The 16,680-nt window shown below is 41.4% G+C and carries 13 protein-coding genes; 6 read left to right on the plus strand and 7 right to left on the minus strand.

The annotated features are described in order from the left end of the window. Positions 1-10: 10 nt before the first annotated feature. A complete protein-coding gene (locus tag AC5JQI_RS03360) occupies positions 11-1,231 on the minus strand; it encodes a tyrosine-type recombinase/integrase (protein WP_493913726.1) in 1,221 nt (406 codons plus the stop codon). A gap of 509 nt (positions 1,232-1,740) precedes the next feature. Between AC5JQI_RS03360 and aceB the strand changes: the two genes are divergently transcribed. The 3 genes from aceB (at position 1,741) to aceK (ending at position 6,511) form a co-directional block, all read left to right on the plus strand. Further along, on the plus strand, positions 1,741-3,336 hold the full coding sequence (gene aceB, locus AC5JQI_RS03365; protein WP_493913727.1) for a malate synthase A: 1,596 nt from the start codon (positions 1,741-1,743) through the stop codon (positions 3,334-3,336). A gap of 57 nt (positions 3,337-3,393) precedes the next feature. Continuing rightward, positions 3,394-4,701 (plus strand): isocitrate lyase, encoded by a 1,308-nt coding sequence (aceA, locus tag AC5JQI_RS03370; protein WP_493913728.1) that lies wholly within the window; start codon positions 3,394-3,396, stop codon positions 4,699-4,701. An 85-nt stretch (positions 4,702-4,786) separates the two neighbouring features. Then, complete coding sequence (gene aceK / locus AC5JQI_RS03375) at positions 4,787-6,511, plus strand: bifunctional isocitrate dehydrogenase kinase/phosphatase (protein WP_493913729.1); 1,725 nt, start codon at positions 4,787-4,789, stop codon at positions 6,509-6,511. 176 nt (positions 6,512-6,687) lie between these two features. On the opposite strand, the gene AC5JQI_RS03380 is transcribed toward aceK, so the two are convergent. The 5 genes from AC5JQI_RS03380 to lysC all read right to left on the minus strand — a co-directional run bounded on the left by AC5JQI_RS03380 (position 6,688) and on the right by lysC (position 10,574). Beyond that, on the minus strand, positions 6,688-7,329 hold the full coding sequence (locus AC5JQI_RS03380; protein WP_493913730.1) for a bifunctional 4-hydroxy-2-oxoglutarate aldolase/2-dehydro-3-deoxy-phosphogluconate aldolase: 642 nt from the start codon (positions 7,327-7,329) through the stop codon (positions 6,688-6,690). Between the two features lie 190 nt (positions 7,330-7,519). Beyond that, on the minus strand, positions 7,520-8,350 hold the full coding sequence (iclR, locus tag AC5JQI_RS03385) for a glyoxylate bypass operon transcriptional repressor IclR (RefSeq protein WP_493913731.1): 831 nt from the start codon (positions 8,348-8,350) through the stop codon (positions 7,520-7,522). A 152-nt stretch (positions 8,351-8,502) separates the two neighbouring features. Further along, entirely contained in the window at positions 8,503-8,829 is a 327-nt protein-coding gene (locus AC5JQI_RS03390; RefSeq protein WP_493913732.1) for a type II toxin-antitoxin system RelE/ParE family toxin, read from the minus strand. Next, positions 8,807-9,034, minus strand: a complete 228-nt coding sequence (locus AC5JQI_RS03395; protein ID WP_493913733.1) for a TA system antitoxin ParD family protein — start codon at positions 9,032-9,034, stop codon at positions 8,807-8,809. The genes AC5JQI_RS03390 and AC5JQI_RS03395 overlap by 23 nt, the downstream gene beginning before the upstream one ends. 166 nt (positions 9,035-9,200) lie before the next feature. Further along, complete coding sequence (gene lysC, locus AC5JQI_RS03400) at positions 9,201-10,574, minus strand: lysine-sensitive aspartokinase 3 (RefSeq protein WP_493913734.1); 1,374 nt, start codon at positions 10,572-10,574, stop codon at positions 9,201-9,203. 282 nt (positions 10,575-10,856) lie between these two features. Here lysC and pgi point away from each other — a divergent pair, with 282 nt between their 5' ends. From pgi to ubiA, 3 genes are all read left to right on the plus strand, one after another. Further along, positions 10,857-12,503, plus strand: coding sequence for a glucose-6-phosphate isomerase (gene pgi / locus AC5JQI_RS03405; protein ID WP_493913735.1), 1,647 nt, complete (start codon positions 10,857-10,859; stop codon positions 12,501-12,503). 198 nt (positions 12,504-12,701) lie between these two features. Next, complete coding sequence (ubiC, locus tag AC5JQI_RS03410; RefSeq protein WP_493913736.1) at positions 12,702-13,229, plus strand: chorismate lyase; 528 nt, start codon at positions 12,702-12,704, stop codon at positions 13,227-13,229. 13 nt (positions 13,230-13,242) lie between these two features. Beyond that, positions 13,243-14,097: a 4-hydroxybenzoate octaprenyltransferase gene (ubiA, locus tag AC5JQI_RS03415; protein WP_237387725.1), complete on the plus strand. Its 855-nt coding sequence runs from the start codon at positions 13,243-13,245 to the stop codon at positions 14,095-14,097. Positions 14,098-14,166: 69 nt separating this feature from the next. Here ubiA and plsB read toward each other — a convergent pair whose 3' ends face one another. Continuing rightward, positions 14,167-16,632: a glycerol-3-phosphate 1-O-acyltransferase PlsB gene (gene plsB / locus AC5JQI_RS03420; RefSeq protein WP_493913737.1), complete on the minus strand. Its 2,466-nt coding sequence runs from the start codon at positions 16,630-16,632 to the stop codon at positions 14,167-14,169. Positions 16,633-16,680 lie beyond the last annotated feature (48 nt).

The following is a 16,680-nucleotide window of genomic DNA, read 5'->3' on the forward strand; positions in this document are numbered from 1 at the left end:
CTGTGTCAGTTTAAGCTCTTTTACTATCAATTAGAACCACCTTCTCATAATTACCCGCCAATACACCCAGCCGCTCACACCATTTGTTTAAAGCGTCTAACTTCTCTGGTAGGTATTGGCTCTTGTTGTATATTGCCATTATGCCCGGCAAGGCATGGCCTAACAGTTGCTCAACTACATGAGGTGCTATGCCCATATCATTTAACTTAGTTGCTAAGGTGCGCCTTAAATCATGTAATGTCCATTTTTCCGTATGTCCTAATTTTTTCCATATGTTTACCCCATATTTCGCCACTGTTGAGCCATTTTTTAATTCACCAAGCAAATAACCACTTTTATGGTTTTGGTAGATAAGTTTTTCTAAAAATTGCTTCATATATACTGGTATTGGGCGAATGATTTTACCACCAGACTTGCTGTGTTCCTTTGGAACAGTCCACAGCATGGAATTAAAATCCCATTCCGAATATTTCGATAACCTAGCCTCTTGAGTTCTACAGCCAAACACAATCAAGATTGTTAATAAGTTATTGTAATAAGGCATGTGGGTATTTGTACTTATAGATCTCCATAATTGACCTAACTCATTATCGGTTAAAAACCTATCGATTTTATTTTGTACTTTACCTACATCTGGAATGGTTAAATCATCCAAAGCATTACTGATAGCAAATTTCCTTACACGGCAGAATTTTAAGGCTTGCTTGCATAATTGGAATACGTTTCCAGAAGAAACAGGCGATTTATTTTTTATATCATCAAAGCATTGAATCCAATAGTGAGTTTCGCAGTCAGATAGTGCCATATTGCCAATATTTGGATAAATATATTTATTGAGCTGGGCTATATGCTTATCAATGCCTACGCGGTTATCTCTTCCATAGTTTTTTATCCAATACTCAATGGCATCTTTTACTGTGACTGGTTTTAATGATTCTTGCATGTCTAAGCCAAACTGTAGCTTTGGATCTTTACCAGAAGCCAACCAGTTACGGCATTTATCCCGCGTTTCACGAGCCTGTTTGAGGCTCATATCAGGATAGCGCCCAATGCTAAGGCGGTTTAACTTTTTGCCATCAAGTCGGTAGGTAAAAACCCAGCTAATCCCACCCGCTTTAGATGCTTTTGCACTCAATCCAGCACCATCGGCAAAAAACTCAATATTATCCCTTTCTTTCCCGTGTAGACTTTTAAGCTTTTTGTCACTGAGCTTGTTTAGTTCTGTTGTCATGATCACTCAAAATGTTTATACAAATGTTTATACACAGTGTGCTGTAAAAGCGAATAAACGTCAATAAACACTGGAACAATACACAGTATGGTTTTTATGTATATATTTGATTTATATTGAAATTATAAAAACTTATGCAAGCATGAAAACATTAAGTAATACAACGCCATATGATCTCGCTTTTATGAATCCTTCCTTAGATTGATCCTATTTAAAATAGAGAAATGAGAATTTGCTGAAGCGAGTCATTTCTCATTTTATTAATTTTCTTTTCTCCACTATTATTAATCAGTTGTTATTTATTCTCCATATATAACAAAAGGTTAACATTATATTATTTGATTTTTTGAAATTTATTTCCCTCTTTTTTCTGTCTTTAAAGTAACTTAATCATTTGATTTTATTTGTTTAATTATCTTTATTTAAAATAATGGAAACGGTTTTTGATTTATTTTTAGGATGGATTAATCTTAATCGAGTAGTCTTTAAAAGATGAGGAGAGGGAGATTATGCAATCGGTGTTAACAACCCAATTAACTTTTACAAAGCCTTTTAATGAGGCAGAAAATCAGGTGTTATCACCTGAATCTATTGATTTTTTGGAAGATTTGGTTGTCGAGTTTTCTGACAGACGTAAAAAGTTATTGGAAGAACGTGTAGATTGGCAGAAAAAAATAGACGACGGAGCATTACCTGATTTTATTTCAGAAACGATTTCCATTAGAAATGGAGATTGGAAAATTCAGGGAATACCAGATGATCTCAACGATCGCCGTGTTGAAATAACGGGACCCGTAGAACGCAAAATGGTCATCAATGCCTTAAATGCAAATGTGAAAGTATTTATGGCGGATTTTGAGGATTCATTAGCTCCTGCTTGGGAAAAAGTCATCAGTGGGCAAATTAACTTGAGGGATGCTGTCAACGGTACTATTTCATATACCAGCGAGCAGGGTAAACATTATGAATTGAGGCCGGAACCAGCAGTACTGATTGCTCGGGTCAGAGGCCTTCATTTGTCTGAGAAACATGTTCTCTATAAGAATGAACCGATTTCTGGTGGCTTATTTGATTTCGCTCTTTATTTCTACCTTAATCATAAGAAATTGTTGGAAAAAGGCAGCGGTCCTTATTTTTACCTGCCTAAAATACAGAGTTATCAGGAGGCTCAGTGGTGGAGTGATATCTTCAGTTTTGCAGAATCGCATTTCAATTTACCTGAAGGCACTATTAAGGCTACGGTCTTAATTGAAACATTACCCGCTGTATTTCAGATGGATGAAATCCTCTATCACTTACGTCACCACATTGTAGGGCTTAATTGTGGTCGTTGGGATTACATTTTCAGCTACATTAAGACACTAAAAAATCACGCAGATCGTGTTTTACCCGATCGTCAGTCTGTGACAATGACACAACCTTTCTTGAGTGCATATTCTCGCTTGCTGATTAAAACCTGCCATAAACGTGGTGCGTTTGCGATGGGAGGTATGTCGGCATTTATTCCGAGTAAAGATCCTGTCCAAAACCAGCTAGTTTTGGACAAAGTCAGAGCAGATAAAGAGCTGGAAGCTAATAACGGCCATGATGGAACGTGGATTGCTCATCCTGGGCTTGCCGATATTGCCATGACGGTTTTTGACACAAAACTGGGTGAGCAACCAAATCAATTGGCAATGTTGCGTGAAGAAGATGAAACGATTACAGCCGCACAATTGCTTGCTTCTTGCTCAGGAGAAAGAACAGAACAAGGCATGCGCGCTAATATTCGTGTCGCTGTCCAATACATAGAAGCATGGATTTCAGGTAATGGATGTGTGCCGATTTATGGATTGATGGAAGATGCTGCGACGGCAGAAATTTCCCGTACTTCTATTTGGCAATGGATTCGCCATGAAAAATCACTTTCCAATGGTAAGAAAGTGACTAAAGAACTATTCAGAGAAATGTTAAAAGAAGAATTAGACGTTATTAAACAAGAGATTGGTGAAAATTTCTTTAATCAAGGGCGCTTTATGGAAGCCTCTGACTTGATGGAAAGGATTACCACACAGGACGATTTAATTGATTTCTTAACCTTGCCGGGTTATCAACTAATCGATTAATTTAAAAACAAAAATGACGAAAATATCCGATTAATTAAGTATAGGAAGTAGAACATCATGACCATTTCTCGAACACAACAAATAGCGCAATTAGAACAAGAATGGAAACAACCACGCTGGCAAGGTATTACTCGCCCATATAATGCAGAAGATGTCGTCAAACTACGCGGTTCTATTAATCCTGAACACACTTTAGCGCAAATGGGAGCGAGAAAGTTGTGGGAATTGTTGCATGGAAAATCGAAGAAAGGCTATGTAAACGCACTTGGCGCGCTGACGGGTGGGCAGGCACTACAGCAAGCAAAAGCAGGTATTGAGGCAGTTTACCTTTCTGGCTGGCAAGTTGCCGCAGATGCAAATACAGCTTCTGGCATGTACCCCGATCAATCATTGTATCCTGTTGATTCTGTTCCTAATGTAATCAAACGTATCAACAACAGTTTCCGTCGGGCAGATCAAATCCAGTGGTCAAATGGTATCGATCCTGACAGTCAGGAATATATTGATTATTTCCTGCCGATTGTGGCTGATGCAGAGGCGGGGTTCGGTGGAGTACTGAATGCATTTGAATTGATGAAAGCGATGATTGAGGCAGGGGCAGCGGCGGTTCATTTCGAAGATCAATTGGCCGCAGTGAAAAAATGTGGGCATATGGGGGGTAAAGTTTTAGTTCCGACTCAGGAAGCCATTCAGAAACTGGTAGCTGCACGATTGGCGGCTGATGTATCTGGAGTACCAACGCTATTAATTGCGCGTACTGACGCAGATGCAGCGGATTTGCTGACCTCTGATTGCGATCCTTACGATAGCGAATTCATTACAGGTGAGCGGACTTATGAAGGTTTCTACTGTACCCATGCGGGTATTGAGCAGGCTATTAGCCGTGGGTTGGCATATGCACCTTACGCTGATGTTGTCTGGTGTGAAACCTCTACACCGGATATTGAAGCGGCTCGTCGCTTCGCTGAAGCTATTCATACAAAATATCCTGGAAAGTTAATGGCATATAACTGCTCTCCATCTTTCAACTGGAAAAAGAATCTGGATGATAAAACTATCGCGAGCTTCCAGGAACAGTTGTCTTCCATGGGATATAAATTCCAATTCATCACTCTGGCAGGCATACACAGCATGTGGTTTAACATGTTTGATTTGGCTTATGACTACGCGCGTGGTGAAGGTATGAAACACTATGTTGAAAAAGTTCAGGAGCAAGAATTTGCAGCTCTTGAACGTGGTTATACTTTCTCATCACATCAGCAGGAGGTGGGAACGGGGTATTTTGATAAAGTGACCACCATTATTCAGGGAGGAGCTTCTTCTGTTACCGCATTGACCGGGTCTACAGAAGAACAGCAATTCTAAATTTACTCTATCCATAAATATATACCCATAGATATGATTGGGGGCATAAGGAATACCCCCTTTACGTATCGATAAGGGGGCTAATGTGGCAATAGATCTTGCTCATTTGATTGCACAAACTATTTTGCAGGGATTTGATGCACAGTATGGTCGGTTTCTTGAGGTGACTTCTGGCGCACAGAAACGCTTTGAACAGGCGGACTGGCACGCAGTGCAAAGTGCTATGAAAAAGAGAATCAACCTCTATGATAATCATGTCGGATTGGTAGTAGAACAATTACAGTGCATTCATGGTTCATTGCAACAGAATGAAGATTACATAGCTGAAGTTAAAGCTGTGTATACCCGTTTACTGCCTGATTATCCACGTTTTGAAATTGCAGAAAGCTTTTTCAATTCGGTTTACTGTCGTTTGTTTCAGCACCGTAATTTGAAGCCAGAAAACCTATTTATCCTATCTTCTCAGCCGTCTTACCGCTTTAGTGATATTTCTCGCCCATTATCGCGGGATTTTTTTCCTAATAGTAATCTTAAATTGATGTTGCGGACAATTTTAAGTGATTTGCCTTTGCGTCTTAAATGGGAGGATTTGGAACGGGATATTGATTATATCACCCAATACTTGCACAACACTTTTTGCTTGCATGATTTATTACATGCCACATTTCAAATTTCCAATGAATTGTTTTACCGCAATAAAGCGGCGTGGTTAGTAGGCAAAATCAGAATGGGAGCTGTTGTTTATCCGTTTTTATTACCGATTCATCACGACGAATCGGGAGATATTTTTATTGATACCTGTCTTACCAATCATGATGATACCAGCATTGTTTTTGGTTTCGCCCGTTCCTATTTTATGGTGTATGCACCCCTGCCGGCAGCTTTAGTAGAATGGTTACGTGAAATTTTGCCGACAAAATCCACGGCAGAGTTATATATGGCGATCGGTTGCCAGAAGCATGGCAAGACAGAATATTACCGCGAATATCTTACATTCATCAATTCTGCCCAAGAGCAGTTTACGATTGCCCCAGGTGTGAAAGGTATGGTGATGCTGGTTTTTGCATCTTCTTCTTTTGATCGTGTCTTTAAAGTTATTAAAGACACATTTGCGCCACAGAAAGAAGTGTCTCCGGAACGGGTTCAGGAATGTTACCGTTTGGTAAAAGAGCATGATCGTGTGGGACGAATGGCTGATACACAGGAGTTTGAAAATTTTGTTATTGATAAACGTCATATCAGTTCTGAATTAATGGAGGAGTTGCAAAAAGAGATATCAGAAAAACTTGAAGATCTCGGCGATAAGATATTAATAAAACATCTTTATATGGAACGTAAAATGATACCTCTGAATATTTATATGGAAAAAATCAGCGAAGTGCAGTTAAAAGATGTGATAGAAGAGTATGGAAATGCCATTAAACAATTAGCGGCAGCAAATATCTTTCCCGGAGATATGTTGTTTAAGAATTTTGGTGTTACACGTCATGGCCGAGTGATTTTCTACGATTATGATGAAATTTGTTATATGACAGAAGTCAATTTTCGGAATATTCCTCCTCCGCGCTATCCTGAAGATGAGCTGGCGAGCGAGCCTTGGTACAGTGTTGCCAGTAATGATGTCTTCCCAGAAGAATTTCGGCATTTTTTATGTACTGATAAACGTACCCTAAGCTATTTTGAAGAAAGCCACAGCGAACTATTCAAGGCAGACTATTGGCGAGCATTGCAGGAGCGTATTAAAAATGGGTACGTGGAAGATGTTTTTGCTTATCGCCGCAGGCAACGATTCAGCCAACGTAATGAATAAAGTAATAAATAAAAATCGCAAGTATTCATTAATTAGGGGTGGTATTTTATTATTATATAAATTGTGATTGCATACCCAATTGTTACAATTATATTTAAAATAGAATTGATTGATTTTTACAATGCAGAAATTATTAAATAGTCAATTTCTGTATTGTAAATATTTAAATAAGAAAATTAGGCTTTTGCTCCAGTAATTGCAGTACATGCTAATTCTGTAATCTGAGCATAATCCCCTTTTTTTAATGCATCGCTCGGTACTAGCCATGAACCACCAATGCAAAGAACGTTATTCAATGCCAGATAATCGCGATAGTTTTCAGGAGAAATACCGCCAGTTGGACAAAAACGTACTTTCGGGAATGGGCCAGCAATTGCTTTCAGGGCTTTAACCCCGCCGTTAGCTTCTGCTGGGAAAAATTTGTAATGTTGCAGGCCATAACTCATTCCCAACATCAACTCAGACACAGTGGTAATACCCGGAATAAGAGGAATTGAACCTTCAATAGCGGCTTCTAACAGCTTATCTGTCAATCCTGGGCTAATGGCAAATTGAGCACCAGCCTCAGTAACAGCAGCCAGCTGTTCAGGATTAATGACTGTACCCGCGCCGATAATTGCCTCGGGAACTTCTTGGGCTATCAGATGAATGGACTCTAATGCACACTCAGTTCTTAATGTCACTTCTAAGACGCAGATCCCACCAGCAATCAACGCTTTTGCTAATGGAACGGCATGTTCAATTTCATTGACGACAATAACAGGAACGACTGGACCAGCAGCCAGGATATGTTCTGCGGTTGTTTTCCAATTATTCATCAGCAGTTTCTCTCATTAAATCAGTACACAAGGGAATTTAATCCCCTCATCTTAAAATGTATGTAACATGCCCCTTGTCGTCCTGCACCCGAAAGTTGGGTTCTCAGCGTGCCAAACCGTTCAATCACCACTTTAAAACAAGGTTTGTGGATGAAAAGCATATCGTTGTAAAAAGTGATAATGGTGGAGATTACTTAATTCCACCATATTCCCGGCTGACTGCTTTTGCTGCGCGTATAACCAAAGCACCAAGTTCAGTTACACGATCGTCAGAAATTCGTGATACAGGGCCAGAAATGGAGATAGCGGCAAAAGCTTCATGGTGTTCATCGTAGATACAAGCTGCAATACAGCGTAACCCTAACGCATGTTCTTCATCATCAAATGAAAAGCCTTGTTTGCAAATTTGTTCAAGATTTTTTGCCAAAGCAGCGGCTGTAGTACAGGTATGCTGGGTATAGGCATGCATGCCTTTTTTGTGCAGCAGTTGGAGCCGCTTCTGTTCAGACAGTGTAGAAAGCAGCGCTTTCCCGGCACCAGATGCATGCATTGGTAATTTGCCGCCAATGGGTGCGGACATTCTCATCAGTGCATTGCATTGCACTTGATCGACAATCACTGCTTCATATTCATCAAGATTAAGGATAGCAAGGTTAACAGTTTCACCGGAATCTTCCATCAACTGGCGCAATATCGGATGAACCAACACCATCAAATTGCGGCTTTGCAAAAAGCTGCTGCCAACGACAAAAGCATGGGAAGCGATCACCCATAATCCTAAGTCGCCGACTTGGCGAATAAAGCCATGCTGTTGCAAAGTAGTCAAAAGACGATGAGTAGTGGAATTAGGCAAACCAGCCTGAATTGCCAGATCAGTCAAAGCAACACCGACAAGAGAATCAGAAATATATTCCAAAAGCGTCAGCCCTCGGCTTAAAGATTGCACCTGACCGCCGGCAGCGGCACTGTTTGTTGTCATTTTAGCTTTTTTTGTACGTTTGCTGGCAATGGCTGTGCTCATAAAGTATACCCTCTGAATCATCGTCTGTTTACAGCAATAATCGCTGTGGTAAAAAATGGAACTTGTTTTCGTTTTCTTATTATGGACGATAAAGAGGGTAAAAACACATCCGATGTGTGTGAAATGAAAAGTGGGATCACGTTCCCACTCATTTATCTTATGAGTTTTAAATCCATTTTCCTGTGTCGTTTTTGTTCTTGATAAAAATTTTCATGAGGTTCGATATCAAGGAGATACAATTCAATTTTTTCTTCTTTCCAACAGTATCCCAGAAGTGTTAATCGACTATTTAATAAGAACTTATGTACTCGAAGAAAAGCAAAATCTCCTTTTTTCAGTTCTCCTATTTCAGGATTATCAATAATTTTTTCAATTTCGTCTTCTACGACTGAGAGCAAATTTTCAGGTAATTTGGATAATGTCTTAGCAAATCTTCTAGTCTCATAGACTTGAAGATCATTTTTTTGTTCTTCTGACATATCTACTTACCTTGTCATGTTCAACTTCGCTTTTTGCCAGCAAAACTTCATGTATAAATGAGTAGGGGAGATCAGGATTTTCTTCTGCAATACGACCAATTTTAGCCCAGTGTTCAATCTGTTTCGGAACATTTCTACTTGATGCATCAGCATGAATTTTTACATGATTAACAAATTCATCATTTAGTCGAATACTCGTAGCCATACTAAGTAACCTCTCTGATTTTACTAAAAAATCATGTACTAGGAGGGATATAAGACAAAATGCAATTTTCTTGCGTCATCCTTTTAAAGGATGTGATGATGATATTGGTGTTATGCGCCAGAAAATTAATCCCACCAAAGATGGGAATTAATTATATAAACAAAGATTAAGACTCAAACAAACCCCGATGCAGCGTCTGGATAACCTGTTCTGCATCTTTACCGGGAACCAGCAAACAGACGTTATGGCTGCTCGCACCATAGCTGATCATACGAATATTGAACGATTCCAGTGTTCCAAAAATCTCTTTGCCCAATCCTTTGGCCTGTGAAAGTTCATTACCGATAATTGCCACCAGTGCCATATCTTCTTCCACTTCAACGCGACATAATGTGGAAAGCTCAGTCAGCAAAGCATTAGTTAGTAGGCTGCCATTAGTGCTGGTGGAGCCGGTTGTATCCAGTGTCAGGGCAATACTGACTTCTGAGGTGGTAATCAAGTCCACAGAAATATTATGGCGTGACAGCAGGGTAAAAACTTCAGCAAGAAAACCCCTTGCATGCAGCATTTTCAGACTGTGAAGCGTCAGTAAAGTTTGCTTGCGGCGTAGCGTCAGTGCACGGTACAGAGGTGGGTTCTTGGTTTTGTCACAAACGACGGTTCCCCCTGCTTTTGGTTCTTTGCTGGAGCCAACAAATACCGGAATACCACAACGTATCGCTGGCAATAATGTAGCTGGATGAAGAATTTTGGCTCCAAATGTTGCCATTTCTGCCGCTTCATCAAAAGCAATTTTATCGATACGTTTGGCAGCAGGTGCAACACGTGGATCGGTCGTATAAATACCAGGAACATCTGTCCAGATATCAACGCGCTGTAATCCAAGTGCTTCCCCCAATAAGGCGGCAGTATAATCACTGCCACCTCGTCCCAACGTAGTTGTGCGACCTTTTTCTTCTCGGCCGATAAAACCCTGCGTGATGATGATTGTATTTTTCAGGCGAGGGTGAAGATGTTCCATTGCCGAGATATGAAGCTGAAGAGTGTCTGGTTCTGCCTGCCCAAAAATACCGTCGGTTCGCATAATACGACGGATATCAAACCACTCCGCATCTGTCTTGCGTTGGCGAAGCAGTTCCACAAACAGCAAAGTTGACATGACTTCACCGTGGCTAACCAATTCATCAGTCAATGCATCTGAAGTAGCGAGTGATGCTGCTTCTGACAGCATCTCAATATTTTCCAGCAGACGCTCGATTTCTTCTCGGATCACATTCGTTGTCTTCAATCGTTCAATAATTGCATATTGAATGTCACGAATCTGTTTCAGACAGTTCTCCCGTTTATCACTGTCACAGCCTGCCGCCAATGCAACCAGCAAATTGGTCACGCCAGCAGAAGCTGACAGAACAACTATGCGGACGTTGGCATTTGTCAAAATAATATCGGCACAGTTATTCATGGCATCGAAGTCTGCCACACTAGTACCGCCGAATTTTGCTACAACATACTGCGAATTAGGAGATGAAACAGCACACATGGGAGATAACCTTTTGTTCGAAGAATAGGCTTTTAGAAATATCGGGTTAGACGCAGTGAGTCAATGTTTGGCAATTAAGCATAAATAATTTTCATGATGGAAATAAAATTATCGTTTTTGCCTATCTCAACTTTTTGTTTATCTCAACAATTAGAGCTGGAAATCACAGGCTATTTTGACCAATATCAGTAATTAGAAGGAAAGGGAGATTAATCACAGTATTAACCCGTTACAATCTGTGCATTCCTATTGTTTATCGACAGTTGATAGAGAGCATCATCCATGAAAAACATCAACCCCAGCCAGACTGAAGCCTGGAAAGCATTACAGCAGCATTTTGAACAGATGAAGAATGTGCATTTGCGAGACCTGTTTGAACAGAATAAAGCGCGGTTTACGGCATTTTCTGCGACATTCGATCAGCAGATTCTTGTGGATTATTCCAAAAACCGCATTACTGCTGAAACACTGGATAAATTACAGGCGCTGGCGAAAGAAACCGATTTGACTAATGCAATTCACAGTATGTTCTCCGGTGAGAAAATCAATCGTACTGAAGATCGTGCAGTGCTCCACATTGCTTTGCGTAATCGCAGCAATTCCCCGATTATGGTGGATGGGGAAGATGTGATGCCGCAAGTCAATGCGGTGCTGGCAAAAATGAAATCCTTCAGCGAGCGTATTATCGGCGGAGATTGGAAAGGTTATACCGGTAAAGCAATTACTGATGTGGTGAATATTGGTATTGGTGGCTCCGACCTTGGTCCTTATATGGTGACTGAGGCATTGAAAGCGTATAAAAATCATCTGAATATGTATTTTGTTTCCAACGTTGATGGCACCCACATCGCCGAAACGTTAAAAAGCCTCGATCCAGAAACCACGTTGTTCCTGATAGCATCCAAGACTTTTACCACGCAAGAAACCATGACCAATGCACATTCAGCGCGTGATTGGTTCCTGAAAAGTGCCGTTGATGAAGGTTATGTTGCAAAACATTTTGCTGCATTATCGACTAATGAACAGGAAGTCAGTAAATTCGGCATCGATCCACAAAATATGTTTGAATTCTGGGATTGGGTCGGTGGGCGTTATTCACTCTGGTCTGCAATAGGCTTATCCATTGCGCTTTCCATTGGCTATGACAATTTTGAACAATTGTTGAGTGGTGCTCATGCCATGGATAAACATTTTGAGCAGACTGCTTTTGAACAAAACATTCCTGTTTTGTTGGCGTTGATCGGCATCTGGTACAACAATTTCTTTGGCGCACAAACTGAAGCGATTCTGCCTTATGATCAATACATGCATCGTTTCGCCGCTTACTTCCAGCAAGGGAACATGGAATCAAACGGCAAATACATTGACCGCAACGGCAATCCAGTAAATTATCAGACTGGGCCGATTATTTGGGGTGAGCCGGGTACCAATGGTCAACATGCTTTTTACCAGCTTATTCATCAGGGAACCAAACTCATTCCTTGTGATTTTATTGCACCGGCAATTAGCCATAATCCGGTGAGTGATCATCACAGCAAATTGTTATCCAACTTCTTTGCACAAACTGAAGCATTGGCGTTTGGTAAAACTCAGGCGCAAGTGGAAGCAGAATTTGCAGCGACTGGAAAAAATGCTCAGGACGTAGCAAATGTTGTGCCGTTCAAAGTCTTTGACGGGAACCGTCCGACCAACTCCATTTTATTACGCGAAATCACCCCATTCAGTTTGGGTGCATTAATTGCCATGTATGAACATAAAATCTTTGTTCAAGGCGCAATTCTGAACATTTTCTCATTTGATCAGTGGGGCGTAGAATTAGGTAAGCAATTGGCAAATCGTATCCTGCCTGAATTACACGATTCCGACGCTGTGAATAGTCATGATAGTTCAACAAATGGCCTGATTAACCGATTCAAAGAATGGCGTTAACCTGACTTTTTATCTTATTTAATTCCACCTTACCTTAATAAAGATGATTATTAGGGTAAGGTTTTTTACAATTTCTATAATTTGTTATCAACTTTTTATTTTATTGGCCTGCAACATGATATCCTCACTCCCTATCATTGTTTTGTCGGGGAAATTGTGCTGTCGGGGAAATTGAAGGTCCCGCAATGGGAAAATGACATGGCAGATAACACAATATTAACTTCAACACCTATTCGTTGGTTTTTGACTGATGAGTTTGATCTTCCTGAATCTATTTCAGACTGGCTGATGGAAGTTGGCTCAATGACCCGCCGCTTTGAACAGCATTGTCAGCAGGTATCGGTTGCCCCTTTTCGGGAGTGTTTTATCACAGCAAAAGAGCTTGGAGATGAAAGTGAGCACTTACCTGTAAGTGAAAAATACTGGTTGCGTGAAATCGTTTTATATGGGGATAACATCCCGTGGTTGTTAGGACGTACCGTTATTCCAGAGGAAACACTAACCGGCCCGGATAGAAAATTGGTGGATGTAGGTACTATTCCACTCGGACGTTATCTTTTTAGTGGTAATAATCTGACGCGGGATTATATTCAAATAGGTCAGCAGGGTCATTGCTGGGGACGTCGTTCTTTATTGAGATTATCAGGTAAGCCACTTCTACTCACAGAGATTTTTCTGCCGGAATCACCTGTATATAAAATTAACATAACAGAAGGGGAGAAATAGATTGGAGGTCAGCATGACGCAGAGTAAATGGCGTGCTTATTGCCGTTTAATGCGTGTCGATAAACCCATTGGCACATTCTTACTATTATGGCCAACATATTGGGCATTATGGATCGCTGCAAAGGGGATACCGGATTTGTACGTATTGTTAGTATTTACTATCGGTGTATTCTCGATGCGTGCAGCGGGATGTTGCATTAATGATTTCGCAGATAGAAAATTTGATGGGTATGTAGAGCGGACAAAATCTCGTCCTCTCCCTAGTGGTGACATTACCGAAAAAGAAAGCAAAATCTTGTTTGCCACACTGGTACTCATTTCCTTTGCGCTGGTTCTGACATTAAATAAAATGACAATTGCATTGTCGGTTGTGGGTTTAGCGCTGGCGTGGACTTATCCTTTCGTCAAACGAGTCAGTCATTTGCCACAAGTTGTATTGGGGGCGGCTTACGGTTGGTCGATTCCGATGGCATTTGCCGCTGTTAGTGAGTCTTTACCTTTAGAATGTTGGTTGTTATTTTTGGCTAACGTCATTTGGTCAGTGATTTATGATACACAATACGCAATGATTGATCGCGATGATGACCTGAAAATCGGTGTTAAATCGACAGCCGTACTTTTTGGGCGCTTTGACAAATTGATTATCGGTATTTTGCAGTTCGCCATGCTGGCTATTTTGGTGTCAGTAGGCAATATGATGAATCTGGCCGGAATATATTACTGGACAATATTATTAGTTGCTGCACTGTTTATTTATCAGCAGAAACTGATTGCAGGCCGGGAGAGAGAGTTTTGTTTTCAGGCATTCATGAATAATAATTACGTTGGTATTACTTTATTCCTCGGTATCTTTTTCAGCTATGTTTAATGTAGTGTATGCTTAGTGTGAAGCATATTCAGTATAACGGGCGGGATACCGCCCGTTTATATCTCAGTCTTACATCGCTTTCTCTAATTGTTCAGGTTCATTTTGCTCTGGTGGCATACTGACACTTTCAATAGTCAACCGAATCTCAGGTGACATCAATTCGCTCAACACATGATAGAGTTCCTGAGCACTGGTAGAAATCATATCACCGCTGTCCTGAATATAACCTTCTTCGCGCAGTGTATTAACCGAGCAAGCGAAAACTGCCTTGTCAAAGAACTCCGGTGCATTGATACCGTGTAACACTGACAGGCGCTGTGCCAGCATTCGGCTCTCTTTTTCCAGTACACCACGGCTGATTTCAGGAGTAGCATTCAATAAAGAAAGTGTAATGGCATAACGTTGCAGTGTTTCTCTGATACCTGCTGCCAGCAATTGTAGCGGGCGGATACGTGCAGGATTCAGCACCAGCATTTCTTGCTCTTTGTTACAGATAAGGCGTTGGCTCGCCAGTTCATCGACCAGAGTATTAACGACGTCGGAGAGCGTTTCCTTGCTGTAACGCATGAAAAGCTCTTTCTTGATTAGCGGATAAATCAACGCGACCTGCCGGAGCAATTCACCACGGCTAATACGACGGTGATGCATGACAATACTGGCTATCAGGGATGGCAGGATCAGCAAGTGTTGGATATTGTTGCGATAATAGGTCATCAATACCGCGCTTTCACGTGGCAGGATGATGATATCACCCAGACTGTCTTTTTCGACCTCAAACTTATTCATCAATAAAGCATGATCCAACAACTCTTCCGCTGTTTTGTTTGGCACGGTGATATCGTCAGTGTAAGGCACATTACGCAGTAATTGCAGATAGCAATCCAGTTGCTCAATCAATTGCTCGCGGGTAAGTGCCCGCTGACGTGATGACAATAATGCCGTGGTGCATAAATTGATAGCATTGGCCGCTGCGGCATTATTGATATTGACCATGATATTGCCAGCCAGTTTACTGACTGTTGGAGCCAACCAGGTTGGACGCTGAGATTCTATCGGATCAATGGAATCACGCCACTCAGGAACATGGTGGTTAAGGTACTGTATCAATGGAATTGGTTCACCAAAGTTCACGTAACCCTGCCCCAAATTACGTAGCTTGCGCAACCCGCGTACCATCTGGAAAAAGCCCTCTTTTTCCTTAACTGCACCGCGAAGTTCTTTGGCGTAAGTCGCGACTTCCATCACATGCTCATAACCGATATAGATGGGCACAATCGTAATTGGACGGGATTCACCCCGCAGCATCGCTTGTAATGTCATAGAAAGTGTGCCGGTTTTCGGATCAAGCAAACGACCTGTACGAGAACGACCACCTTCGACAAAATATTCAACCGAATAACCACGGACAAACAGCTCACCGAGATATTCACGGAATATCGTTGAATAGAGTTTATTGCCTTTAAATGTCCGGCGGATAAAGAACGCACCAAGACGACGGAATACCGGGCCGGCAGGCCAGAAATTCAGGTTAATTCCCGCTGCAATGTGTGGTGGAACCAATCCTTGGTGATAAATCACATACGAAAGCAATAAGTAGTCCATATGACTGCGATGGCATGGAACATAAACCAGTTCATGACCATCCTGCGCCAACTGACGAATTCGTTCAGCATTATGAACATTAATGCCCTGATATAAACGGTTCCATGTCCAACTCAAAACACGGTCGGTCAGACGAACTGTTTCATAGGAGAAGTTCGCGGCAATTTCTTCCAACATGTTGATGGCGTTTTGCTTCGCCTTTTCGGGAGAAATTTTCTTGCTGCGTGTTTCATCAGCAATGGCTTTTTCTATTGCCTTTGATGTGAGTAATTTGTTGAACAGTTCCTGTCTGGCAGGGAGACGAGGGCCAACAGCCGCAAGACGCTGACGGGAATAATGTATCCGGGCAACACGGGCGAGTTTATTAGCAATGATATCATCCGTACCATGCTCATCTGCCATCTTACGCAGAGAAACAGGCGTGGAGAAACGCACAAAACTATCTCGTCCCAGCCACAGGATCGCAAAAAACTTTTGCACACCATTTAGCAGACGTAATTGCGGTGCTGTATTAGCTTCTTGCCCTTCACGCCCCGGAGAGCGGCCGAACATCACGGAAACTGGCACCATCTGGATATTCAAATCAGGATTATTGTGATGCAAGTCCAGATAGGAATGAAAAATCTTCACAGATTCATGCTTTGGTGCATAACAACTGAACACACGTGGGCCGTTATCGATAAACACACAACTAGGAAGCTGAGCATCACCAATTTCCAAAGGATTCAACGGATCCGGCAGATCTTGTGCCAGACATTGTTGACGCAAGGTCAATAAGTCTGTTTTTGAGTGGTACGGGAGTACGTACAAAATAGGCCGTGTCGTATCAAGACGCAGCTCTGCAATGGGATCTGTAGGGATAAGTTTACTTTTTACTAATAATTTTAATGGTAAATTCAATAACTTATAATATATTTTACGCCAACCTGACATAACGACTTTAAGCCTCTTGTTAGCAATGCCTCGCAAGGATACCAGAAA

Source organism: Xenorhabdus sp. XBWT (genome assembly GCF_059072735.1).